This is a genomic window from Chryseobacterium sp. Marseille-Q3244, assembly GCF_940807095.1.
In the GTDB taxonomy this organism is placed as follows: domain Bacteria; phylum Bacteroidota; class Bacteroidia; order Flavobacteriales; family Weeksellaceae; genus Chryseobacterium.
In genome coordinates this window covers 74918-98065 of sequence record NZ_CALNWX010000006.1, presented here as the reverse complement: position 1 = coordinate 98065, position 23148 = coordinate 74918, and the positions used below count along the sequence as shown (strand labels likewise).

The 23148-nt window shown below is 33.4% G+C and carries 26 protein-coding genes, 1 pseudogene and 1 riboswitch; all 27 genes and pseudogenes read left to right on the top strand.

The features are described from left to right. Positions 1–67 precede the first annotated feature (67 nt). Positions 68–643, top strand: a complete 576-nt coding sequence (locus NBX25_RS12515) for a hypothetical protein (protein ID WP_250253848.1) — start codon at positions 68–70, stop codon at positions 641–643. 1024 nt (positions 644–1667) lie between these two features. Beyond that, positions 1668–2840, top strand: a complete 1173-nt coding sequence (locus NBX25_RS12510; RefSeq protein WP_250253847.1) for a T9SS C-terminal target domain-containing protein — start codon at positions 1668–1670, stop codon at positions 2838–2840. 96 nt (positions 2841–2936) lie between these two features. Then, positions 2937–3596 (top strand): DUF2461 domain-containing protein, encoded by a 660-nt coding sequence (locus tag NBX25_RS12505; protein WP_250253846.1) that lies wholly within the window; start codon positions 2937–2939, stop codon positions 3594–3596. Between the two features lie 123 nt (positions 3597–3719). Continuing rightward, positions 3720–4631 (top strand): serine hydrolase domain-containing protein, encoded by a 912-nt coding sequence (locus tag NBX25_RS12500; RefSeq protein ID WP_250253845.1) that lies wholly within the window; start codon positions 3720–3722, stop codon positions 4629–4631. A 26-nt stretch (positions 4632–4657) separates the two neighbouring features. Further along, a pseudogene (locus tag NBX25_RS12495) lies at positions 4658–5062 on the top strand (NUDIX hydrolase). Between the two features lie 56 nt (positions 5063–5118). Then, positions 5119–6489 (top strand): hypothetical protein, encoded by a 1371-nt coding sequence (locus NBX25_RS12490; RefSeq protein ID WP_250253844.1) that lies wholly within the window; start codon positions 5119–5121, stop codon positions 6487–6489. An 8-nt stretch (positions 6490–6497) separates the two neighbouring features. Continuing rightward, positions 6498–6923: a DUF1801 domain-containing protein gene (locus tag NBX25_RS12485; protein WP_250253843.1), complete on the top strand. Its 426-nt coding sequence runs from the start codon at positions 6498–6500 to the stop codon at positions 6921–6923. A gap of 19 nt (positions 6924–6942) precedes the next feature. Then, positions 6943–7710: a hypothetical protein gene (locus NBX25_RS12480; RefSeq protein WP_123857739.1), complete on the top strand. Its 768-nt coding sequence runs from the start codon at positions 6943–6945 to the stop codon at positions 7708–7710. After that, positions 7691–8455: a phosphodiester glycosidase family protein gene (locus NBX25_RS12475; RefSeq protein ID WP_250253842.1), complete on the top strand. Its 765-nt coding sequence runs from the start codon at positions 7691–7693 to the stop codon at positions 8453–8455. Before NBX25_RS12480 ends, NBX25_RS12475 begins: the two co-directional genes overlap by 20 nt. A 94-nt stretch (positions 8456–8549) precedes the next feature. Continuing rightward, positions 8550–9089: a dihydrofolate reductase family protein gene (locus NBX25_RS12470; RefSeq protein WP_250253841.1), complete on the top strand. Its 540-nt coding sequence runs from the start codon at positions 8550–8552 to the stop codon at positions 9087–9089. Positions 9090–9102: 13 nt separating this feature from the next. Next, on the top strand, positions 9103–9552 hold the full coding sequence (locus NBX25_RS12465; RefSeq protein ID WP_250253840.1) for a nuclear transport factor 2 family protein: 450 nt from the start codon (positions 9103–9105) through the stop codon (positions 9550–9552). Between the two features lie 45 nt (positions 9553–9597). Continuing rightward, positions 9598–9972 (top strand): VOC family protein, encoded by a 375-nt coding sequence (locus tag NBX25_RS12460; protein ID WP_250253839.1) that lies wholly within the window; start codon positions 9598–9600, stop codon positions 9970–9972. Positions 9973–10127: 155 nt separating this feature from the next. After that, a complete protein-coding gene (locus tag NBX25_RS12455) occupies positions 10128–10844 on the top strand; it encodes a helix-turn-helix domain-containing protein (protein ID WP_250253838.1) in 717 nt (238 codons plus the stop codon). A 41-nt stretch (positions 10845–10885) separates the two neighbouring features. Next, positions 10886–11404 (top strand): hypothetical protein, encoded by a 519-nt coding sequence (locus tag NBX25_RS12450; protein WP_123910016.1) that lies wholly within the window; start codon positions 10886–10888, stop codon positions 11402–11404. A gap of 97 nt (positions 11405–11501) precedes the next feature. After that, on the top strand, positions 11502–11885 hold the full coding sequence (locus tag NBX25_RS12445; protein WP_250253837.1) for a hypothetical protein: 384 nt from the start codon (positions 11502–11504) through the stop codon (positions 11883–11885). Between the two features lie 130 nt (positions 11886–12015). Next, positions 12016–13626 (top strand): serine hydrolase, encoded by a 1611-nt coding sequence (locus NBX25_RS12440; protein ID WP_250253836.1) that lies wholly within the window; start codon positions 12016–12018, stop codon positions 13624–13626. A 110-nt stretch (positions 13627–13736) separates the two neighbouring features. After that, positions 13737–14120 carry a 5-carboxymethyl-2-hydroxymuconate Delta-isomerase gene (locus NBX25_RS12435; protein WP_250253835.1) on the top strand — a complete coding sequence of 128 codons (384 nt, stop codon included), beginning with the start codon at positions 13737–13739 and terminating at the stop codon, positions 14118–14120. Between the two features lie 32 nt (positions 14121–14152). Beyond that, the gene (locus NBX25_RS12430; RefSeq protein ID WP_250254008.1) at positions 14153–14656 is read left to right on the top strand and encodes a DinB family protein; all 504 of its coding nucleotides are present in this window, start codon (positions 14153–14155) and stop codon (positions 14654–14656) included. Between the two features lie 179 nt (positions 14657–14835). Further along, positions 14836–15894, top strand: coding sequence for an alkaline phosphatase family protein (locus tag NBX25_RS12425; protein WP_250253834.1), 1059 nt, complete (start codon positions 14836–14838; stop codon positions 15892–15894). 15 nt (positions 15895–15909) lie between these two features. Continuing rightward, on the top strand, positions 15910–16926 hold the full coding sequence (locus NBX25_RS12420) for a gliding motility protein GldB-related protein (protein ID WP_250253833.1): 1017 nt from the start codon (positions 15910–15912) through the stop codon (positions 16924–16926). 428 nt (positions 16927–17354) lie between these two features. After that, entirely contained in the window at positions 17355–18110 is a 756-nt protein-coding gene (gene blaCHM / locus NBX25_RS12415) for a CHM family subclass B1 metallo-beta-lactamase (protein WP_250253832.1), read from the top strand. Between the two features lie 108 nt (positions 18111–18218). Next, positions 18219–18995, top strand: a complete 777-nt coding sequence (locus NBX25_RS12410; RefSeq protein ID WP_250253831.1) for an alpha/beta fold hydrolase — start codon at positions 18219–18221, stop codon at positions 18993–18995. Positions 18996–19013: 18 nt separating this feature from the next. Further along, on the top strand, positions 19014–19364 hold the full coding sequence (locus NBX25_RS12405) for a DUF2200 domain-containing protein (RefSeq protein ID WP_250253830.1): 351 nt from the start codon (positions 19014–19016) through the stop codon (positions 19362–19364). A 129-nt stretch (positions 19365–19493) separates the two neighbouring features. Beyond that, positions 19494–20447, top strand: coding sequence for a DUF2157 domain-containing protein (locus NBX25_RS12400; protein WP_250253829.1), 954 nt, complete (start codon positions 19494–19496; stop codon positions 20445–20447). Next, on the top strand, positions 20437–21507 hold the full coding sequence (locus NBX25_RS12395; RefSeq protein WP_250253828.1) for a DUF4401 domain-containing protein: 1071 nt from the start codon (positions 20437–20439) through the stop codon (positions 21505–21507). Before NBX25_RS12400 ends, NBX25_RS12395 begins: the two co-directional genes overlap by 11 nt. After that, complete coding sequence (locus tag NBX25_RS12390) at positions 21494–21982, top strand: GDYXXLXY domain-containing protein (RefSeq protein ID WP_123857755.1); 489 nt, start codon at positions 21494–21496, stop codon at positions 21980–21982. The genes NBX25_RS12395 and NBX25_RS12390 overlap by 14 nt, the downstream gene beginning before the upstream one ends. Positions 21983–22189: 207 nt before the next feature. Continuing rightward, positions 22190–22315, top strand: a riboswitch (FMN riboswitch). Between the two features lie 92 nt (positions 22316–22407). Then, a complete protein-coding gene (gene ribB / locus NBX25_RS12385; RefSeq protein ID WP_123857756.1) occupies positions 22408–23055 on the top strand; it encodes a 3,4-dihydroxy-2-butanone-4-phosphate synthase in 648 nt (215 codons plus the stop codon). Positions 23056–23148 lie beyond the last annotated feature (93 nt).

The window sequence follows — 23148 nt, the reverse complement described above, 5'->3', positions numbered from 1 at the left end:
TTATGACATCAATTATGATCCATAATCATAAATTAGAAGGAGTCAAATAAATAAAAGCAAAAACCATATGAAACCTCTCTTTTTATTATCTTTTTGGATATTAATGTCAGCATGTCACTCGTCAAATAAAATTGAAGTCATCAATCCCAAGCATACATTTGAAATCATTAAAGCAACAGATTCAACTTCTTTTTTACGTTGGAGTAATGGAGAAAAAACTATCTACTCTTCAAAACCTATTGATAACCATTACCTAGATCATAAAACAATCTTGAAATGGAGTAATGATCAAAACATGTGTCTTAGACATTCCAATGGAAGTGATACATGGACTGACTTAATTTTATCATTTAAGAGCAATGAAGTTAAATTTTATGAAAATGTTCTGGCCTATGACAAAATAAATGGCATTGTTATATATGAAACAGATTCTCTCCCTTATAAATTAGTTGCTGAAAGCATGGTTGGAAAAAGAAAACAATTTATCGGGAAAAACTGGAAAAACTGCTCAAGCATGTTTCCTCATTATTGTATAGACAGCATACATATTGAAAACAAAGAGCTGCATGTAAATTGGGTTTTACCAAACAAAATAGATAAACCCAATACAACAGAAGTACAAAAAATTAAGCTGACACTTTAAAACTCTCCTCTGCACAAATTCTACCAGCTTTGATCTAATAAAAATTACTCTTCAAACATCTCACTAATACTTTTTCACACTTTTTAATTCGGAGTTTAGCCCATTGCACGTAGTCTCCCGACTTTACGCAAATAAAACAAGTAATCTTTAGCTAGAAGGCTTCGGATATCTAAGAACCGATTTTTTTCATTTTGAAAAAACAGAATCAAATTAAAAAAAGATGATACCTTTAATGGCTGCTATGCATTAAGACTAAAGCAGGTTGGAATAAAAAATTCAGATGACAGGCTGATCAAAAAATCTAAAAAACATTACGAAAAAGTACAAAATAAAGCAGGGTTACCTGAAGCAATAAAAAATGCCTTTAAAGAAATTTAACCAAGGTTTTTCAAAACATTATATTCTAAAATGTAGGATTAAAATCCTGTATACATTCTATAAAGCAGCTCCAAAAAACAGAGCGGTTTTTATTTTTTAGGTATTTATGTGTAGCTTTGATGGATTAATCATCATTCATGAACGCTCAATAACTTGAATCCATACTGACCGAAAAGGTTAAAACGTTTGATCTGGAAAAGAAAGCATTTGAAACTCTTCACCAAATACTCTCAGAGGATCCTGAGGAGCTTATAGGAGGTTTTGTACGTCATGAAATCACTCTTCTATTTGACGGATATCAATTTCTAATTCAAAAACAATACAGCGATCCTATTATTAGAACAAGAATAGGACCGTATGTAGAAAACAAAATGTTTCTTGATAACGTAGAACCCATTGGCTATTATGATCTTGAAACAGATCTGAATGGTGAAATACTTAACGATTGGTTGGTGATTGACTAATAACAAATCATCTGAAGACAGAAACAGCTTTTTTACAAAATATTTAAAAAGCAAACAAAAAAAATTCTTAAACTTTTCCCTATCTTTGAAAAACGATGTTTTATTACGATTCGGCACTAAAAAACAATCCCCGAATCGCTTCTATAACATCTATCAAAACCAAACACTAAATCTTAACACCATTGAAAACAAAATTATTTTTCCTTTCTCTTTTGGGTTCATTCTTAGCCCATGCCCAAAACCTTCACTTTCAAAAGCTGGCAGATATGTCTGCAGGCAGAGGCGCCACAACAAGTGTAATAGTAAATGACAACATGTATGTGACCAACGGCTATACCATCGAAGGAAATACTAATTATATTGAAAAATATAATATTACAGATAATAAATGGAGTATTCTCAATGCTGCTCTGGTTCCCAAAAGATTTGCCAATTCAGAAACGTACAACAATAAAATTTATATTTTTAACGGCGTAGGAAATAATCAACTTGAAATTTTAGATCTTAGCACCAATACTACAACACATGGAGCAGTTAATCCTTTTTATGCAGGAAATTCTGGTTCTGCAATATACAATGGTAAAATCTATGTGTTTGGAGGCAGTGGATTAAACGGAGCTGCAAACACTGTATTTTCTAATCATTTTCAGTATTATGATATTGCTTCAAATACATGGAATTCATTACCGGACATGCCTACAGCTAAAGAAACAAAAGGCAAAATTGTTAATGATAAACTCTATGTTATTGGCGGTTTTAATGGAACCTCCTCTAACCTGATCAATGTTTACGACCTTAAAACTAATCTTTGGACCGATCAATATACTATGCCAGCCGGTGTATCCGGGCATTCATTAGCCGTATCCGATAATAAGATTTTTGTGGTAGGTGGTTATGATAATCAAACTTTTTTAGCCTATTTTGATACTACGACCAATGAACTACATGAGTTATCTTCCAATATGATTCCCCGAAGGCACTCAGCGGTGGAGGTATATAATAATAAATTATACATCATGGGCGGAAGCACCACTTCTGTTGCCAATTCATCTATTAAAAGCACCCAGGTTGCAGATATTAATGAAAGTGCACTCTCTTCAAACGTAATCACTGAAGATTATGAAACTAAAACAAGGGTGTTTACCAATGTTCATAGAGACGGCTTTGTCATCAGTAATAAAAACAATAGCAATCAATTTGAATATACCATTTTTACAATGAACGGAAAGCAAATCGGGAAAGGGTTTGCCTATTATAATAGAAATATAGATTTAACAAAAGTACAACGGGGAACTTACATTTTTACTTATAAAAATGAGAAGGGGGTTTTGCAGAAGATTAGAGTGATGATATAATCACAAGCGTTCAAATATTAATCCCGAGTCAGAACAAACATTACATTTTATATTGATTTACATTTATCGTACAGATCAATAAATTCAAACACCTATATGAAAAAAGCATTTGAATTTCTTAAACAATTAGAAAAAAACAACAACCGGGAATGGTTTGCACAGCACAAATCTGAATATGATTTGATCGTAAAAGAAAACAAAGTTTTTTTCAACCAGATATATACTGAACTTCAGGAATATGATAATTTAAAAGGCATTCATATTTTCAGGATTTACAGAGATGTTCGATTTTCCAAGGATCAGACTCCTTATAAAAACAATTTTGGAGTTGCATTTTCCCGTTCAAAGCCCATGCTAAGAGGCGGATATTATATTCAGTTGGAACCTGGTAACAGTTTTGTAGGCGGTGGTTTTTGGGGACCTGATGCCAAGGATTTACTTCGTATCCGCAAAGAATTTGAAATCAGTACTAGGGAAATCGAAAAGATTACCGCTGATGAAACGTTTGTAAAATATTTTGGAGAACTCAAAGGGGATGCTGTAAAAACAGCTCCACGAGGCTTTGATAAAAATCATCCGGCTATAGACCTTATCAGAAAAAAACAATACATCGTTATGCGAAAATTTACCGATAAAGAAGTTTTATCTGATAATTTTCAAAAAGAAGTAGTGTTGACCCTCCTGGCTATGCGTCCCTTTTTTGATTATATGAGTGAAGTGCTGACAACGGATCTTAACGGAGAACCTTTATTTTAATTTCTCTGACATACAATAACCATGCATTACCATAAACAATTCTTTTTATTTTTCACCACACTCCTGCTCCTAAGCTGCTCTGCATTTGCCCAGACAAAAAAGGCAGCTCAAATTGATTCTTTAATGAAGCAGTTCAGTAAAAATGGGACTTTTAACGGAAATGTTTTGGTTTCAAAAAATAATAAGATCATTTACAACGCTTCCTTTGGCTTTACAGATGCTGCAAAAACAAAGAAACTAACCACTGATTACAGGTTTAATATTGGTTCTATTACCAAAGAATTCAGCGGTGTTGCATTATTACAGTTACAGGAAAAGGGCAAATTGAAAATAGAAGATCATATCTCCCAACACATTCCGGAATTACCCAAATGGGCCAATGAAGTCACTATAAAGGATTTATTACAATACACAAGCGGACTGCCCAATGTAAATTGGAAAAAAATTAAAAGTAATAAGGATATTTTCGATGATTTAAAATTAATCGACAAACTTGATTTTGTGCCGGGAACTCAATACGATTACAACATGAACAATGTTTTTCTAAGACAGTTTATAGTTGAAAAAATTACCGGAATGCCTTACAAAAAGTATGTAAGTAAAAATATTTTCCAGCCATGTAAAATGAATTCGTCTGAAATTACGCCTATTGTTGATGAAAAATTGATTGCAAAAGGATTTAATAACAAATTAATAGAAGATAAACCTGATTTTTTGGTGGGTGGAACTTTCTTACCTACAACTGATTTGCTAAAATGGTCAGATTGCCTCTATTCCAATAAAGTCATTAATGAAAATTCATTGTTTGAATTGGGACAGCAGTTTGATTTACCGGATACTCAGTCCTCTTTGGGCGAAGCCAAATTTAAAAACAAAAAATTAGTTACTCACTCTCATGATGGAAGAGCCGGAAACTATGAAGCCCTTTTGGTTTCTGATCTGAATGAAAAACTAACCATTATCTTACTGGGCAATAATTACAACGGAAAACTATTTGAAATTTCTGATGCAATTACAGTAATTTTAAAAAAATAAAAAATATAATACTCTAAAAAATAACAATGGAACACAAAATCATTGACAAACTAGCCTGGATCGAATTAAAAAACAAATCCATTTTGTCCACAAAAAGCTACGGAAAAGACAAATATTATATTCCTGGTGGAAAAAGAGAATCCGGAGAAACAGATGAACAGGCTCTGATTCGTGAAATAAGTGAAGAATTAAGCGTTACCATTGATCCTAAAACACTTCACTATATCGGAACTTTTGAGGCTTAGGCCCATGGACATGCTGAAGGTATCCTTGTAAAAATGACCTGTTATTCCGGAGAATATTCCGGGGAGCTAAAAACCAACTCTGAAATTGAAGAAATGAAATGGCTTCATTATTCAGACAAAGATAAAATATCAGAAGTAGATCAAATAATTTTTGACAGCTTACACGAAAATAATTTATTGGATTAGCAGCTGTTATTTTTTACCCTTAAAATAGAAGCTGAAACATAAACGATAACAACACTATGAAACAAAGTTTTTTCGCATTATTTTTTTTGTTGTCCTTTTGGACATTCGGGCAGAAAATCAGCTTCAATATTAAGTATTCTGAGCAGTTGGCTGTCTTTGTTTTTATACAGAACCTTTCTGATCATTATCCGGAAAATGTATTTAAGACTGCATTCACTCAATCAAAGTATAATACTCAAAAGTACAAGGATCTTATTGTAAAGTTCGAGCGACTGCCAATCGATTACAGTTATTCATTTGATGAATATCCTTATGGTTCAAAAATACCCATGCAGTCCAGAGACATTCTGAAAAAGAATCTGATTGAAACAAATAATTTAAATGATTTTAAGCTTCGTTCCATCGGAATCCTGCCTAATGTAACTTTGCAGAGTATCTCTGAAATTATTTCAGCATTTACCCCGATTTACAATGAGCTTATTTATATTCCTAATAAACATCAGTTTGAACCACAACTAAAGAAAATAAGCATGTACTCCAGGGAGAAAAACATGGAATATTATTTTCAGACAGGTTTATTGTTCTATAACTCAACCTGGGATTTTTCCATCCCTTTTGAAATCGCAATGTATCCTTTGCCTAATTCAATGGGGTTTACAGCCCAGGCTTTTTACAATAACTTTATAAGTGCCGTTCAAACCAATTTAAAAGATTACACAGGCTTTTTCAGTGTTATGCTGCATGAAACCTACCACATCCTTAATGATGAACAATCTCTTGCTGTGAAAAAAGAGATTGCAAAAAACTTTAAGGACAATCCATCGAAATACAGCAACTATGCCTATCAATTAATGAATGAAGCACTGGCAACCGCTATGGGAAATGGATACGTCTATGAAAGTCTTAATGGGAAAACAGACACCAATGACTGGTATTACAGCCAATACGTTAATCTGATGGCAAAGAAAATATATCCGACAGTAAAGGAATATATCGCTCAGAAAAAACCTATTGATAAAAATTTTATTAATACTTATATCAGGATTTATGAGGAAAACTTTCCTGGATGGATCAACGAACTTGACCATATTATGACATACAGATATATCCTGTCTGAGAATAAAAAAGATTTTAATAGGATAGGTCAAATGTATCCTATGCGTTCAAGTGAGGAATCTGAAACACAAATTACCATGCTCAGTCTTGAAAAAATGAAGAAGACTCCCCTAACGAAAATCATTATTATCTCCCAAAACCATAACGAAAAACTTAACCTCGTTAAAAGCCAATTCAAAGAATTGAACCAGTGGAGCTTTAATCCTGATAAAGAATTTCAGTACAAGATTCTTTTGGATGACAAAAGCCAGCTTTTGATCATTAACCAACAGCAATCACCTATTGAAACTTTTTTTGCCAATTCCAAATAAAATAAGACATGAACATCCAGGAACAGATCAAAGAATATATTGCAGCACAATCTGAACCCAAGCATTCCGAGATGTGGGAACTTCACCACATCATGCTCGAACTTATGCCGAATCGTAAATTATGGTTTCTGGACGGTAAAAACGATGAAGGTAAAACAGTTTCTAACCCCAATATAGGCTACGGGTCTCAGATCATGCAATATGCTGATGGAAAAAGCAAAGAATTCTACCAGATCGGAATGAGCGCCAATACCACAGGAATATCTGTTTATATTATGGGAATAGATGATAAAACTTATTTAGCCAGAACCTTTGGAAAAGGAATAGGGAAAGCCAGCATAACCGGATATTGTATTAAGTTTAAAACATTGAAAAATATCAACATTGAGGCTCTTAAAGCTGCCATACAATATGGCTACACTCAAAAATCCTAATTCCATTCAATAATCTAAAATGAAGTTCAAATTATTTATCTTATTTTTTACTTTTTCAGTCATAAAAATTCTAGCTACAGGTCAGGAACCGGACAGGATCATCATCAACAATAAAGAATATAAATTACTCAATAACCCACTAGAGAAATATTTTACTGACCATCCTGAGCACCATCCTATTTATGGATCTAAAAACACCATTAAAAAAGAGGGTAAAGAAGAAACGATTTTTATTGGTTCAACATCCAACCATCGTGGTTACATTGCGACATTTAAAATTGAAAACAATCTTTTAAGTCTTGTTGATATTAAGATTCAAAATCCGACCTCTGATGAATATGAATATATTTCTGTTTTTAAAAAAACATTTGGTGATAGGAAAATAGTCCTTAATTATACCGGAATATTAATCATTCCAATAGGCAAAATGCTTGAGGCTGCTAATTTTGGATATGCTTCACTATATGATAAATATCACCTTATAACGATTCAGAATGATAATATTATAAAAGAAAAAGAGTTGGATAAAGATGGTTTTATGGACTTTAAAGTCAGACAATTTATGGATTTCAAAAAAACTGAAGAATATAAAACTGAAGTAAAAAACTATTATGAAGACTGGAATACAAGTAAAGAATGGGATCTATCAAGAAAAAATACCCGTGGAATGTCAAAAAAGGAGATTGCTCAGCTGAAAAAGAAATATGAGCTTCCACCCAATGAAGACTATATTGACAACTATCTTTTTGTAGTTTCGAACCCTGATTTTGTCATTACAAACTATTAGAAAACTGTTGTATCTTCATTATCCGATGCCAAAACAATATAATTATCTGCTCACCCTCCTACTCTTTCTCATCATCTCCTGTAGCGAAAAGATACAGGATAAAAACAACTTTATCATGTATCAGGTGAATCCTAAAAAGCAAACGGTAAAATTGTATTGGAAAAACAATAAAAATGAAATACTGAAAAGCATCGGCAATCTCAAAAATGAAGCGGAATCTAACAATGAAAAATTAATTTTCGCCATGAATGGCGGAATGTTTGAACCTGATAATTCACCAAAAGGACTTTATATAGAGAATTTCAAAATTCTAAAACCTATTGACCCATTGCAAGGCTCCGGAAACTTTTATCTTCAGCCTAATGGAATATTTTATATAACTCAAAACAATGAGCCGGGAATTGTTGATACTAAAAAATATAAACAAAATCCCACCATTAAATATGCCACTCAATCCGGACCGATATTGTTGATTGATGGAAAAATAAATCCCATCTTTCAAAAAGATTCTAAGAATCTTAACATCAGAAACGGCGTTGGAATGCTGGAAAACGGAGAAATTATTTTTACCATGTCTAAAAAAGAAATTAATTTCTATACCCTTGCCCAATTTTTTAAGGAAATTGGCTGCAAAAAGGCATTATATCTCGACGGTTATGTTTCCAGAACGTATCTTCCTGAGAAAAACTGGCTGCAAGTTGATGGAGACTTTGGAGTAATGATAGGAATTACAGAACCCCAATAAAAATACCTATCAATCAGTTTCTCTAAAAAGTAAAAATATACTATCTTTCGTTGGTATCAGAAAAATCACCCAACACTTCTTACTGACGATTATTATGAAAAAAGTTATTCTGGATTTAGCAACAACCTTAGACGGATTTATTGAAGGCCCCAACGGAGAAATCGACTGGTGCATTATGGATGATGATATGAATTTTGATAGCTTTATATCAGGAATTGACACCATTTTCTATGGAAGAGTAAGCTATGTTGCATGGGGAAATTACCGACCTGATGAAAATGCAGCTCCGGAAGAACTGGAATTCTGGAAAACCATTCATGCAAAGAAGAAGTTTGTATTTTCAAGTCAAAACCGTGAAGATGAAAAGGCAACATTTATTCACTCCGATCTTGTGGAAAAAGTTTCAGAGATAAAAAAGCAGGGCGGAAAAGATATCTGGCTGTATGGCGGAGCAAGCCTTATCAAAACTTTCATTCAAAATAATCTCATTGATGTTTACCGAATTTCTGTACATCCGGTTGCTTTAGGAAGTGGAAAACCTCTTTTTGAAGATTTAAAAGAAAGATTAAATTTAAAACTTGTTGAAACCAATGTTTTCAAGTCAGGTGTGGTACAGCTTATTTATCATCCATAATAAATCATAGCATATGAAATATTATATTTCTTTTCTTCTGCTCTTTTTAACCATCCAATGGATGTCAGCACAAACGAAACAAGACACGCTGAGCATCCGACAGGCAGCTCTTGATTATATAGAATCCCAGCACTCACCGGCTCCCAACAGAATGGAACGGGCCCTACATCCCCGCATGGTAAAACGTACCTTTTGGAAAGATAAAGCTACAGGTAAAGATTACCTACGTGAGACCAACACAGAATCTATGGTTTTACTGGCTGAAAGCTATAATAAAAACGGTGATAAATTTCCTGCCTCTCCCAAAAAAGAAATAAAACTGCTGGATGTTTCTGACAATACAGCCTCGGTAAAATTAATGGCAGATGAATGGATAGATTATATGCATCTTGCTAAGCTAAACGGCACATGGAAAATAGTAAATGTTCTTTGGCAATACAATGACAGTAAACGTCATAACTAATCATTGAATTGCCTGTAATCTTTAATAAAAACATATTTCCCAACCATGAAGATAAAATTAGACTCCATCATCCTGTATGTACAAAATATCAGTTTACTCAAAAAATTTTATGTTGAAAACTTTAACTTAAAAGTGGTTGAAGAAGATTCCATCTGGGTTTTGATGAATGCCGGAACTGCCAATATCGGACTTCACAAAATTGGAAATCAATATTTGGAGAAAATAGAAACCGGTTACCAATTTGATAACAATACCAAACTTGTTTTTGAAGTGGAGACAGATATTGAATCGGCAAGAAATGAACTGCTGTCAAAAAAAGTTGAGATGAGAGCCATCAAAACTTTTGAAAACTATGATTTCTGGTTGTGTGACGGCATAGATCCTGAAGGAAATGTATTTCAGCTGAAATGCAAAAAATAATAAATAGGATTAAAATTTTTCAACTTCATTTTTTAGCATTTAAGTTGATGGAAAATCAAACTACTTCTTAACAAACTAAATTTAATTCCATGAAAATAAAGAAAATATTTGGGGGTTTGTTGTGTATCACTACTCATTTCTTGTTCGGCCAAAATATGTCCGTTATTGAAAAACAACTGAATGAATCCTTCCAAAAAATTAATTATTGGTCTTCCGAAGGCAGAGATCATAAAGATTCTTATGATTCTTTAGCTGTTGCCAATACAAAATTTGAAAAATTATTAGTACGATATACCTCTTCTCAACCTCAGACGATCAGTCATGATTTTAAATCTCTGGAGAAAAACGGGCTCATTGTGAAGACCTCAGAAGATGGTAAATTCCGGATATATTCATGGGATACATGGACAGGAGGAACGATGCATTTCTTTAAGAATGTCTTTCAATACGAAACCATTGATAAAAAAATATATTCTAAAGCTGTAGAAAGTCAGGGAGAAGGTGATCCGGGATGTTATTATTATCAGATCAATGATATTATTTCAGAGAACAAAAGATATTATCTTACTCAAAGTAAAGCAATACTAAGCTCCGGAATGAGCTACCATGTTATCAAAGTCTTTTCTATTGATAAACAGCAGTTGAATGATAAAGCTCAGCTCATCAAGACTCAAAGCGGAATAAAAAATCAACTAAGCTATGAAGTAGATCTTACAGCTTCAGCCAACAGAAACTATCAAGGCAGAGATTATGAGATTGAATATGATTCTAAAAATAAAATTATCACTATTCCTTTAATACAGGCAGATTCTAAAGTCACCAATAAAAAGATCAGGTATCAGTTTAAGGGAAAATATTTTGAGAAAATGTAAATTTACGTTTGTATTAATGATGACCACAAATCCAACTCTTGATGAAAAAAATAATTACTGTTGACCTTCTTATTATAGCCTTAGTTTATTTTTATTATCCGGTTTTTGATAGTGAGAAAATATCTTATTTTATTATTTTTTCATGTTTTACTATTCTTTGCTTTTCGATAGCAAAAATGTATGCTCCAAGTGATAAAGAAAATTATGAATCTGTCGAAAAAAAAATGGATAAACTCCATACCTACAATGGACTTTTTCAATATAGTATTGATGGTTTTTATGTGAAACAGAAAAAAACATCAGAGTGGATTCAATGGAATCAAATTATTTCTGTACACTCATTCAGTATTCCGATATTAAACACTGCAAAACAAACTGGACTAGAAATAATTACTAGTGGAAACAGATATGAATTCACCTATGAAAATACTCCAGGAATTGAAAAACTCATAGACCAACTTGCTAAACATCTTCCGAATTGGAAAACTGATTCTCCAATTATTAGAAATAACTCTGGAGCTGAAAAAAGAATATTGTATCAACGAAAAGATATTCAATAGACTAAGTAACTTCAATTAAAAGGTAAAGGAAAAAATTATGGTAAAAACTGATAAATTTAAGCACAGCCGTTGCATTGCAAAAATAAAAAAGAGTGCCATGAAACCTTATGATGTGTATCAATGGTCAAGATTTTATGAAAACAATGAATATTTCTTTGGCTTATATCCTGAAATCTCAATAAAGCTTACCGACTCTGAATTATTAATATGCTCCATCATTATAGACACCAATAATTATAGTATCCTAACCACACAAAAATTAATAACATCAGAAAACGGTATTGTAAATTTTGGGGAAATAAAAGAAGCTGAGATTAAAAATTATGGAGACTTTAAAGATTATAAAACCGAAAATTTCACTTTTGGAAAAATTAGTTTGAAACAGGAAAAAGAATTAAAATACTTTATTGAAATAGGAAAAGCCTCAATGGTAATGATTCAAGGAGTAAAAACATTAATACAGATTAAAGATACTTATTAGTTTTTGAACATAATTCATTTTAAAGCATTGATGAACGCCACTATCTGAGATCAATAGAAAATTGGTTAAATAAATTGTAAAGTAAGATGTAATAACTCTTCTGTAACAATTGTCTTATAATAAAAATTACATGAGAACTATTTTAACCTGCCTTATGGTACTATTGGCAGTGAATCCTCTTTTTTCACAAAAAACGAAACAGCTGGAACAATTATTAGCGGCTTACGATCAGGCTGGTCAATTCAGTGGTACTGTATTGGTTGCTGAAAAAGGAAAAATTATTTTTGAAAAAAGTTATGGTTATAGAAATGCTCCAAAAAAAGAGAAAACTACTAATAACAGTCTCTATCGGATTTTCTCTACCACAAAAATGTTTACTGCAACAGTTATTCTGAAACTGGAAGAAGAAGGAAAACTATCTCTCAATGATAAGCTTTCAAAATATTACCCAAAATTTCCGAAAGGAGATAGCATTACGATAGCCAATCTTCTTTCCCATACTTCCGGAATTCCCAATGATACGGCATCAGAAAATACAGTGGATGAAGAAACATTCATGAAATTCATTTCTACAAAACCATTAGACTTTTCACCAGGAAAAAAATGGGATTATTCAAACTCTGGCTATTATATCCTAGGATATATCATCAAGAAAGTGACCGGAATAGATTATGATAAAGCTATCGAAAGTTACATCCTTAAGCCTCTGCAAATGAATCACACGGGTTTTCATTTTAACAATGTCACTGATGAAAACAAAGCTTTCGGATATGAGTTTTTATCAGATAATACTTCCAACGAAGCATTACGTTTTAAAACCGATCATCCTTTTGCTGCCGGCGCCATGTACTCTACCGTTGAGGATCTATTCAAATTCAATGAGTCTTTTAAAAGCAACACTATCCTTAAAAAAGAAACTATTGCAAAAATGTTTACCACGTATCTTAATGATCATTATGGATTGGGCAGTACTGTCTTAACCGTTGACGGAAAAAAAAGAATTGGACATGATGGTGGCGGACCAGGCTACAGAAGCAGATATTACAGAGTTCTGGAAGATGACATTTGTATTATTGTGTTCTCAAATTCTGATTTATCACATACAGATGATATTGTTCCAAAGATTGAAAACATATTATACAATAAACCTTATAAGATCCCTACAGTCGCAAAAACTAATCCAAAGCAACTCAAAAAACTGGAAGGAATCTATTCTACAGGGGCTACTGATTTTTATGTAAAAGTTGTGGACGGACAAGTTCTTTTCAGGGAAAAGGGATATCCAACCTGTTCATTATTCCCTATCAGCAATACATCATTTCAATTGGATGAAAATTTCACTTTTACCTTTAAACCGGACCAAACAGGAAAAATGAATGTTCTTGTGGTTAAGTTTCGTGATGGAAGTATAAAAACAGGAACAAAAAAGAACGCCAATTATTTATGGGGAATCATCGGAAATGCAACTCCAGGCGGATGGGATGGAAAAGACACCCCATTACAGGTAGATTCCCATCATCCGAATCTTTATTTCCTTAAAAACTTTCATCTGAAAAAAGGGAATTTAAAATTCAGAGTAGATAACGACTGGGGATATAATCTTGGCCTTAACAACGATGGCAAAACCATAGCCCTTAATGCCTATGATTTCCCGATAGCAGAAGACGGCCAGTATGATATTGTATTGGATATGTCTGATCCTATAAAACCGCAATACAGTATTAAAAAATCTGCTTTGTAAAAATTAATAGTATAAAAAAACCGTTCTATTTTGAGCGGTTTTTTATTTGAAATTCAATTCAAATTTTTCTTATTTTTACATGACAAAAATCATATCACAACATATTCCGTATGCCTCATTTCATTATAGAATGCTCGCAGGATATTCTCCAACAAAAAGCGCCGGATGAGATCATGGATGCTGTATACAGCGTGGCTGAATCAGCGGGTTTATTTGCAATGAATGACATTAAAGTAAGGCTTCAGCCTTATCAATACTATCGGCTGGGAGAGCATAAAAATAACTTTCTGCATGTCTTCGGATACATTATGCAGGGGCGCAGTACTGAGCAAAAAACTAATCTCTCAAAGCAAATAAGTACCCAGCTTACGGAATTACTTCCTGACATTTCATTTCTGTCTGTGAGTATCTGTGAATTTGAAGCAGCAACTTACAGCAATAAAGCCCTGATTAATCCTGAAAACAAGAATCATGATCGACATTTTGGGCTTTGATTCTCATTTGTAAACCACCAAATATTAATATGATGAGCTTAAAAACTTTAATCAACAAAACCGTACAGTACAACAATTGGGTAGTCAATAAATACATTGACTGGTTATCCACAAAATCTGATGAACAACTCAATCAAGAAGTAATTTCCAGCTTTCCAACGATTCTAAAAACCCTGCATCATATCTGGCAGACTCAGGAATACTGGTGGAGTCATATTTCTGAAAGCAACGATTTCGATTTTGCCAAAACAGCCGCTGAGACCAGTAAAGAAGAAGTTTTCAACAACATAAAAAATAACTCTCAAAAGCTGGTAGATTATGTGGAAAGCTTATCCGAAGAGGATTTATCTAAAAATGTAAAGATAGAGTCTCAATGGTTTCAATGTGACTTTTCAAAATATGAATATATCCAACATGTAGTTCTTCACGGAACTTACCACAGAGGACAAATCGTGACAATGGGCCGTAATGTAGGAATTACAGATGCTCCTATGACAGACTTTAACTTCTGGAATATTTATAAAGATAAAGTATGAATCTTTTGACCTTTAAAAAAGAGAAAATTTAAGAACATTGCTAATTCACAATCTGATATTGTGGATAATTTTTTCAAAGCTTTTTTCACGATGACCATTCAGAAATAAAATTCAACCATTCGGTCTATAAAATATCTTTCCATTCTCTTTTTTATAATATATTCGTCTAAAAATAACCCATGAAAAAAGTTTTCAAATTCTTCAAATACTTTTTACTCTCTGTATTTGCCATCATTTTAATTTCTATTTTGTACGTATTTATCAGTAACAAAATCTTTATCGGCGGAAAAGATTCTGAATTGACAGACTATCTGAAAAATAACCATACTTTGCTCCATGATAAAATAGACGGTAAATTATTTGATGCTCCTTTTTATAATTCACAGGTTATCCTTTTGGGTGAAATTCATGGATATGCAGACAATCAAAAACTGGATCTGGATTTTTTTAAATTTTTAAACCAAAAAACAGGTGTTAAATATTATATTGCTGAAATGGATAGCACTTATTCACATAAGCTGAATCTGTTCCTTCATGGAAGTTCAAAAGACCAAAATTTGCTTAAGGAAGTGGTACTAGCCGTTAAAAAGAGAATTCCACAGCAATCCAGTAAAGAATTGATGGAAAAATGGAATGCCATCTATGATTATAACCAAACCCTAAAAGATTCTTTAAAGATATCCGTCATTGGAATTGATACGGATTTCAATGACAATTCCCGCAAAATCTCCAGGGATTCTGCCATGATTATAAATTTTAAAAACGCTGTAAAAAAACTGAACATTGAGCATGAGAAATTCTATGGACTTTTCGGATTTTATCATGTTTTACAGCATGGAGTAAAAAAGAATGAGAAACCTTTCGCAGAAAGACTTAAAAACTCAGGTTTTAAAACCTCAAGCATTGTAAGCTTTCCTTTGGACAGTGAGATGTATCTTCCAAAAAATCCACAATTCCCTACTCCAGAAGATGAGAAAATAGACTGGATCAATGCAGACGGCCCATTCATGCTGGTAAAAGGAATTAATGATTTTAAAGACTTCTCTCCATCTAATTCTGTAACACTATTCAAGCTCAATGCTAAGAATTCTCCTTACCAACAGGCCGATCAATTAATCTCTATAAAATCCAGAATGTTTGGAGAAAGCTTCACTCCACAACAAAATACTCATACACTTGATTATTTCCAATACGTTGTGATAACAAGAAATTCCAAAGCTTTAACGCCTATACAATAATCAGAGACCTTTTCTATGAAAAAAAATATTCTATTTTTATCAATGTTTGTCATAATTTCTTGTTCTACAAGAAATTCATCCTCTATTGTTAATAAAAAATTTGATTATAGCAGATTAGAAAAAGTTTCCGATAGTGTGAAAGTTGAAAATATTGTCATTAAAAACTTATTTAAGCATCAGCTTCTTGCCCATAAAAACCAACAATACGATTCTGCAAGGATTGTAAAAAATGTTTATTTACCTCATAAAAAATTATGGGACAGCTGCTATGGTGTTATTTTCGGAGATGAAAATGCCCAGCTTTTCAACAACCCTAAAGGCATGATTGCCTGGAACAAAACTTTATATGAAAAAAATAAGCAGGAGTTCGAAGAAAAAGCCAATATTATTTTGAATATTGATCTCCAAAAACATTTTCAGGAAACCCTTATCAGATTCAACAAACTGGTTCCTTATCAGCCTAAAGCTACAATCAGTTTAATTTTCACACCCATCACAGGAATTTCATTTGGGGGATGCAATGCAGAACAATTTGCATTAGAACTTAATGATAAAAATGTAGATATACCCTACACGCTTGAAAAAGGGCTTCCCCATGAATTAAATCATCTCGTTTATGAACATTTCAGAAACGCTGACAACAATGGAGGATCTGCGTTGAGCCAGACCATAGATGAGGGCTTTGCCTGCTACTTCACCTACGTTTTCTTTGCCCATAAAATAAAAAAATATGAAGCAGTGGAAAACATGACAAAGGAGAACTGGAACTGGTACCTCAACAACGAAAAAAAAATATTTACAAAATTAAAGCCTTATTTCTCTGATACTTCAGGAAATAATCCATTATTAAGAAATGATAAGCTTAAACTATTTCCGGATGCTCCAAAATCTATGAACTATTGGCTGGGATTCCGGATCATCGAAAAATATGTTGACAAAAACGGTCCGGATTCTTGGAAGGATGTCTATCATTTAAGTGCTAAAGATCTTTTGGAAAAAAGCGGTTACGAAAAATATATAGAAGGATTATAATAAACAGAATTCTCCAATCGTGTCGTTATTCCTTTCATTATAAGAATACAAAAATCTATGGTTTGTCAGGCTAAGAGTAAAACATGTGGATAACTTTATCTCAATTAATAAATGTTCATTAAAAAATGTGGATAACTTTTCGACACCTCTTTTAAACATTAAATAAATATTTAAAAATCAATAATTTAAAACAAATAAATATCCACATAAAGTTTTCCACAACCAACAATAAATGTGAATAAATTTATGTGGATAACTTTTTTATAGATCTATTATTGCCCCTTTATCTTGTGTAAAAACTGCTTATTTTCAAACATAAAAACATGATGAATTGGATTGAAAAAAATCCTGACTTATTTTCATCAGCTAAAATTTTGTAATTTAAACTACAGAATATCAATCAAAAAGACCCTGTAAAAAATAAAACAATGAGAATCATTAAAAGTTTATTCATCATCTTATTTTCTTTTATCATCTTAAGTTGTGGTTCTCAACACTCCAACAACTTTACAGCAAAAGAAATTTATAAATCTGAAAACCTCATCATTACGCAGATTTCAGAAAATGCTTTTATACATACCTCTTTTAAACAGACTAATGACTTCGGGAACGTTCCCTGCAATGGGCTTATTGTAAAAAACGGTACGGAGACCATTATTTTTGATACTCCTACGAACGACAAAAGTTCCGAAGAACTGATCCAATGGATTAACAAAACACTTCATGCTAAAATCAATGCTGTTATTCCCACCCATTTTCACGATGACAGTTTAGGTGGCTTACAGGCATTTCACAATCATCATATTCCTTCGTATTCGTATTCTAAAACCGTTGAATTAGCCCAACAAAATAATTTTGTGATTCCTCAAAACAGTTTTAGTGATTCCTTGATATTAAAAGTTGGGAATGAAAAAACGATTACTAAATTCTTCGGAGAAGGACACACAAAAGATAATACCGTAGCTTATTTTCCCAGTGAAAATATTCTTTTTGGCGGCTGTCTGCTAAAAGAACTGGAAGCCAGCAAAGGATATTTGGGTGATGCCAATGTTTCTACATGGTCTGCCACTGTTGAAAAAGTAAAAAAGGAATACCCCAATGTAAAAATTGTTGTTCCGGGCCATGGTGAATATGGGAATCAGAAATTACTTGACTATACCATCACCTTATTCAAAATTCAATAAAAGAAAAAATATAAACAGGTTCTACAAAAAGAAATAACCTTCCTTTTTGCAGGCTTTTTGTACCTTAGTTTTCTAATTATTCACCCACCAACATAAAATAAAATTTCAATGGAAAAATATGCAGTTTCTTCAGATAACCAAAAAATTCATTACAAGGAATCCGGAAACGGGAATACAGCCATAATTCTAATTCATGGCTGGCTTGGAAATACTGAATGGTGGGATGAGCAACAGAAATTTTTAGCTCCCAATTATCATATTATACAAATGGATCTTGCCGGACACGGAAAATCTGATTCTGCCAGCGAAAACTGGAACAGTTCCCGATATGCTGATGATATAAAAGCAGTAGCTGATGCTGTAGAAGCTCGGGAAATTATCCTTGTTGGGCATTCCATGAGTGGTGCTTATGTGCTTGAAGCTTCTTTAAAGACTCCAAAAGTTAAAGCTTTGGTTTTGATAGATACTTTAAAAGATCTGGATGAATCTTTTACCGAAGAACAGGTAGAAGAAATACTATCCATGTATCGTTCCGATTTTAAATATGCTGTAGAAAACATTCTTCCTCAATATCTTTTTGCAGAACAAACACCTCCTGCTGTAAAGGAAAGATTACAGCAAGAGTTTCTTCAAAATGAACCGGAAAAAGCAATCAATGTACTGAAACCTTTATACACAACTGATTTCAGAAATATTGCAAAGCAGGTTCAGGTTCCTGTAATAGCTATTAATTCTGATGCATCTCCTACTCACCTTGAAAACAACCGTAAGTATTTAAAAAATTATAACTATGTAACGATTACAGGAGTGGGCCACTATCCTATGCTCGAAAAACCAGGAGAATTCAATATGATTCTTGATGAAGTAATAAAAAAGTTAATCTAAACATCCGATACAAAAGCCATGCAGAATACAAGAATCTTCACCACAGCTTTTGCCAGTGTTTATCCACATTATATTCAAAAAGCAGAAAAAAAGGGACGGACAAAATCTGAAGTTCATGAAATTATTCACTGGCTGACAGGCTATAATGAACAAGGACTTCAGGAACAATTGGATAATAAAAATGATTTTAGGACTTTTTTTGAACAAGCTCCTCAGATGAATCCTAATGCATCATTAATCAAAGGAGTTATTTGCGGATATCGTATAGAGGAAATAGAAGATGATCTGATGAGGAATATCCGCTATCTGGATAAGTTGATTGATGAACTGGCCAAAGGAAAAAAGATGGAAAAAATATTAAGGGAATAATTTTAGCTAACCTGTAATAATCACAACTAAAAACAAAAGACAGAAATAATTGCATACCTGATAGCAACATATAAAAATCAAAATAAGCAGATTGCAATTTATTAAGAAAAAAAACACTTAAACACCTCAATGAAAAACATACAGAGAGAAGATCTTCAAATCCTCAGCCGGCACAGCAACCTGAGTGAAGAAGATCTCAAAACATTACTTGAAGACAATATCTACAGCAGCGAAGAAGCATGGCAAAAATTTCTTAAATTATTTCTTATCAGCCTGGGAATCGGGTTTACCGTATCCGGGATTATTTTCTTCTTTGCTTATAATTGGGCAGAGTTGCCAAAATTTGCTAAAATCGGACTTACGGAAGTACTGGTTATTGCAGCTACTGTCTTCGCATTATTGCCTAAAATTAACAACAATACCAGAAATATTATTCTCACTGGTGCCTCAGCCCTTGTAGGAGTTTTATTTGCTGTATTCGGTCAGATTTATCAAACCGGTGCAGATGCTTATGACTTCTTTCTGGCATGGACTATTTTTATAACACTTTGGGTCATTATATCAGATTTTGCTCCTTTATGGCTACTGTATGTGGTTTTAATCAATACCACTCTTATTTTATATTCAAATCAAGTGGCCAAAGACTGGGATGACAGTATTATTATTCTTTTACTTTTTGTTCTTAATGCAGCTATTTTGATAGGCTCGATCCTCCTTTCTCATTATAAAAAACTCAGCATCCCCAATTGGTTTACCAACATTCTATCTCTGGCCGTTGTGAGTGTATCCACCTTTGGACTTTGTCTTGATTTTGTTGATAGCCACAGAACATTATTATCCTTTTTAATTCCACTTAGCATTGTTACCTACACTTTAGGAATCTGGTACGGTTTCAAAACAAAAAACAGTTTTTATTTTGCCATTATTCCGTTGAGTATTGTCATTATTATCTGCTCTTTGCTATTCAAAATAGGAGATAATGAAGCCATATTCTTATTGGTTTTCTTCTTTGTCATCGTGAGTATCACTTTCATTATTAAAAATCTAATGAATCTTCAAAAAAAATGGAAAAATGAGAAATAAAGAAAATATCATAGAACTCATGAATCATCTTCGTACAGTAAGCAACAAAGAGATTCATTTTGATGAAGAATCAATTATGGCTGATTATCAGGAAAAAGATACTAATCATCAATCATTATCTATTAAAATATTATCCATTTTTGGAGGAATAATGGCCTGTCTTGCTTTTTTAGGTTTTGTTTTCATGATGCAGATTTTCGATTCACAAATAGGAGCAGGAATATTGGGAGTTATCTGTATTGCCGGATCTTCTTTGATCAGTAGAATATCCGGAAAAACCATCATAGATACCCTGAGCGTCTCTTTTTTCATTACCGGATTTTCACTGCTGGGTCTTGCCCTCTCTACGGAAGGGGATACTATTTATCCTGTATTCATAGCCTTTGCATTATGCACTTTATTTTTGGTACAAAGCTATATTCTTTCCTTCATTTCTATATTAATTATCAACGGAAGCATATTTGCATTGGCTCAGGTCAACCATATATATCATTTAACCTCTGCAATTATTATACTTCAGACGATCTTCACTACTTATCTGTTTCTTCAGGAAGCAAAAATAATAACCAAGAGCAAAGTTCTATCTAAATTGTATGATCCGATTCGTACAGGAATGATTTTTTCATTTATACTGACCCTTGCATTTTTGGGATTTGGATCTTTTTTCCGTGTTACAGAATATTATTATGACTGGATACCGTCTGTTATGATTGTCATAACAATACTTTACGTGATATCTCTCCTGTTCAAAACATTACAGGTGACTAATACACTCTATAAAATCGCTATTTATGCATTAACGGTTCTGGTTTTATCACCCACCTTATTAACACCAACCATTGCGGGAGCTATTCTCATAATGCTGTTAAGTTTTTATACCCATTACAAAACCGGATTTGTTTTATCCATCATTGCCTTGATCTGCTTTATCGGAAGATTTTATTATGACCTTCAATTTACATTGTTGACCAAATCCATACTTCTGTTTGGATCCGGGATTTTCTTTTTGGCAATGTATTTCTTCGCTCACAAAAAACTGACAGCTCATGAAAAAATATAAATGGCTTATCATCATTTTCAACCTTGTTCTTTTATTAGTCTATTTCAATTATTCAGTGATGGAAAAAGAGACTTTATTAAAGAACGGACAGCCTATCTTATTAAAATTAGCACCTGTAGATCCCCGTTCACTGATGCAGGGCGATTATATGACCTTACGATATGATATTTCCAATACTGTTAATGCTGAAAAGATTCCAAAACGCGGTTACTGTGTTGTAAAACTTGATCCGCAAGGCGTTGCTCAACGGGTTCGTTTTCAAAAAGATGCCACTCCATTGAAAGCAGGCGAATACCTCATCAAGTATTCTTCACCCGACGATTGGAGAATTAATATCGGAGCAGAATCTTTCTTTTTCCAGGAAGGACAGGCAGAAAAATATAATAAAGCCGCCTATGGAGGAATAAAAACAGACAAAGACGGAAATAGTCTGCTCATAGGATTATACGATGAACAACTAAAACAGATCAAGTAAAATCTATTCATATTAGAAAAAAACACATACAAAATCCGCTCCTATTATGGGAGTGGATTTTTATTTAAAAAACCAATCAGCCATTGAAAATTCCTATCGAAAAACCCTTTCTCATTTCAGAAAACTTTCCGAAATTAGCGGCCTGTGTATTAAATATTTTTAATGAAATAAAAATTTAAATCAAAACATACAGTAAAACTTAGTATAAGTTTTCTTCGGGGCAGGGTGCAATTCCCTACCGGCGGTTACAGTCCGCGACTCCTTTCATTTGAAGGGACTGATTTGGTGAAATTCCAAAACCGACAGTTAAAGTCTGGATGGGAGAAGAAAATGAGACATACGGTAAGATCCTTCATGGGCTCTTGCGGTATTGTATTTCATTTCCATGTACCGAAGACTATTTTAACTTTTAAAAGTAAAATAACATGGAAAAATTATTAGAACAATTCGGAGCAACCTCCAAAGAACGTGTAGAAAAAGCACTTTCAACATTACAACAGGGAAAAGGTATTCTTTTAGTAGACGATGAAAACCGTGAAAACGAAGGTGACATCATCTTTCCCGCTTCCACTATTACAGAGCAGGATATGGCACTTCTGATCCGCGAATGCAGCGGGATCGTTTGCCTATGCATTTCCGAGGAAAAAAGCAAGCACCTGAATCTTCGTCCGATGGTGGAAAACAACAATTCAAAAAATCAAACAGCATTTACCATTTCTATTGAAGCCAGAGAGGGCGTAGAATCCGGAGTTTCAGCAAAAGACCGTGTAACAACCATCAGAACAGCTGTTGCAACAGATGCTATCGCTGAGCATATTGCAAGTCCGGGACACGTATTTCCTCTGATCGCTAAAAAAGATGGAGTATTTGAAAGACGTGGACATACAGAAGGAAGTGTAGATCTTGTAAAGATGGCTAATCTTGGTGATGATGCCGTACTTTGTGAACTGACCAATGAAGACGGTTCCATGGCAAGACTTCCGGAAATCGTAGACTTTGCAATCAAAAAAGGGATGAGTGTGGTAACCATTGAAGACATCCACGCCTACCGTACAATGATTATGAGTAACTAGGCTCAGCCTTATTTAATACACAGAAAAACCGCCCAACAGTGTTGGGCGGTTTTTTATTTAATTATTTCATTATAAACAACTTAATATAAAAAT

Bases quoted from the DNA above. Each gene is read 5' to 3' on its own strand.
- NBX25_RS12515 (WP_250253848.1), top strand. From the start codon at position 68: ATGAAACCTCTCTTTTTATTATCTTTTTGGATATTAATGTCAGCATGT.
- NBX25_RS12505 (WP_250253846.1), top strand. From the start codon at position 2,937: ATGAAAAAAGCATTTGAATTTCTTAAACAATTAGAAAAAAACAACAAC.
- NBX25_RS12500 (WP_250253845.1), top strand. From the start codon at position 3,720: ATGAAGCAGTTCAGTAAAAATGGGACTTTTAACGGAAATGTTTTGGTT.
- NBX25_RS12490 (WP_250253844.1), top strand. From the start codon at position 5,119: ATGAAACAAAGTTTTTTCGCATTATTTTTTTTGTTGTCCTTTTGGACA.
- NBX25_RS12485 (WP_250253843.1), top strand. From the start codon at position 6,498: ATGAACATCCAGGAACAGATCAAAGAATATATTGCAGCACAATCTGAA.
- NBX25_RS12480 (WP_123857739.1), top strand. From the start codon at position 6,943: ATGAAGTTCAAATTATTTATCTTATTTTTTACTTTTTCAGTCATAAAA.
- NBX25_RS12470 (WP_250253841.1), top strand. From the start codon at position 8,550: ATGAAAAAAGTTATTCTGGATTTAGCAACAACCTTAGACGGATTTATT.
- NBX25_RS12465 (WP_250253840.1), top strand. From the start codon at position 9,103: ATGAAATATTATATTTCTTTTCTTCTGCTCTTTTTAACCATCCAATGG.
- NBX25_RS12460 (WP_250253839.1), top strand. From the start codon at position 9,598: ATGAAGATAAAATTAGACTCCATCATCCTGTATGTACAAAATATCAGT.
- NBX25_RS12455 (WP_250253838.1), top strand. From the start codon at position 10,128: ATGTCCGTTATTGAAAAACAACTGAATGAATCCTTCCAAAAAATTAAT.
- NBX25_RS12450 (WP_123910016.1), top strand. From the start codon at position 10,886: ATGAAAAAAATAATTACTGTTGACCTTCTTATTATAGCCTTAGTTTAT.
- NBX25_RS12445 (WP_250253837.1), top strand. From the start codon at position 11,502: ATGAAACCTTATGATGTGTATCAATGGTCAAGATTTTATGAAAACAAT.
- NBX25_RS12440 (WP_250253836.1), top strand. From the start codon at position 12,016: ATGAGAACTATTTTAACCTGCCTTATGGTACTATTGGCAGTGAATCCT.
- NBX25_RS12435 (WP_250253835.1), top strand. From the start codon at position 13,737: ATGCCTCATTTCATTATAGAATGCTCGCAGGATATTCTCCAACAAAAA.
- NBX25_RS12430 (WP_250254008.1), top strand. From the start codon at position 14,153: ATGAGCTTAAAAACTTTAATCAACAAAACCGTACAGTACAACAATTGG.
- NBX25_RS12425 (WP_250253834.1), top strand. From the start codon at position 14,836: ATGAAAAAAGTTTTCAAATTCTTCAAATACTTTTTACTCTCTGTATTT.
- NBX25_RS12420 (WP_250253833.1), top strand. From the start codon at position 15,910: ATGAAAAAAAATATTCTATTTTTATCAATGTTTGTCATAATTTCTTGT.
- blaCHM (WP_250253832.1), top strand. From the start codon at position 17,355: ATGAGAATCATTAAAAGTTTATTCATCATCTTATTTTCTTTTATCATC.
- NBX25_RS12410 (WP_250253831.1), top strand. From the start codon at position 18,219: ATGGAAAAATATGCAGTTTCTTCAGATAACCAAAAAATTCATTACAAG.
- NBX25_RS12405 (WP_250253830.1), top strand. From the start codon at position 19,014: ATGCAGAATACAAGAATCTTCACCACAGCTTTTGCCAGTGTTTATCCA.
- NBX25_RS12400 (WP_250253829.1), top strand. From the start codon at position 19,494: ATGAAAAACATACAGAGAGAAGATCTTCAAATCCTCAGCCGGCACAGC.
- NBX25_RS12395 (WP_250253828.1), top strand. From the start codon at position 20,437: ATGAGAAATAAAGAAAATATCATAGAACTCATGAATCATCTTCGTACA.
- NBX25_RS12390 (WP_123857755.1), top strand. From the start codon at position 21,494: ATGAAAAAATATAAATGGCTTATCATCATTTTCAACCTTGTTCTTTTA.
- ribB (WP_123857756.1), top strand. From the start codon at position 22,408: ATGGAAAAATTATTAGAACAATTCGGAGCAACCTCCAAAGAACGTGTA.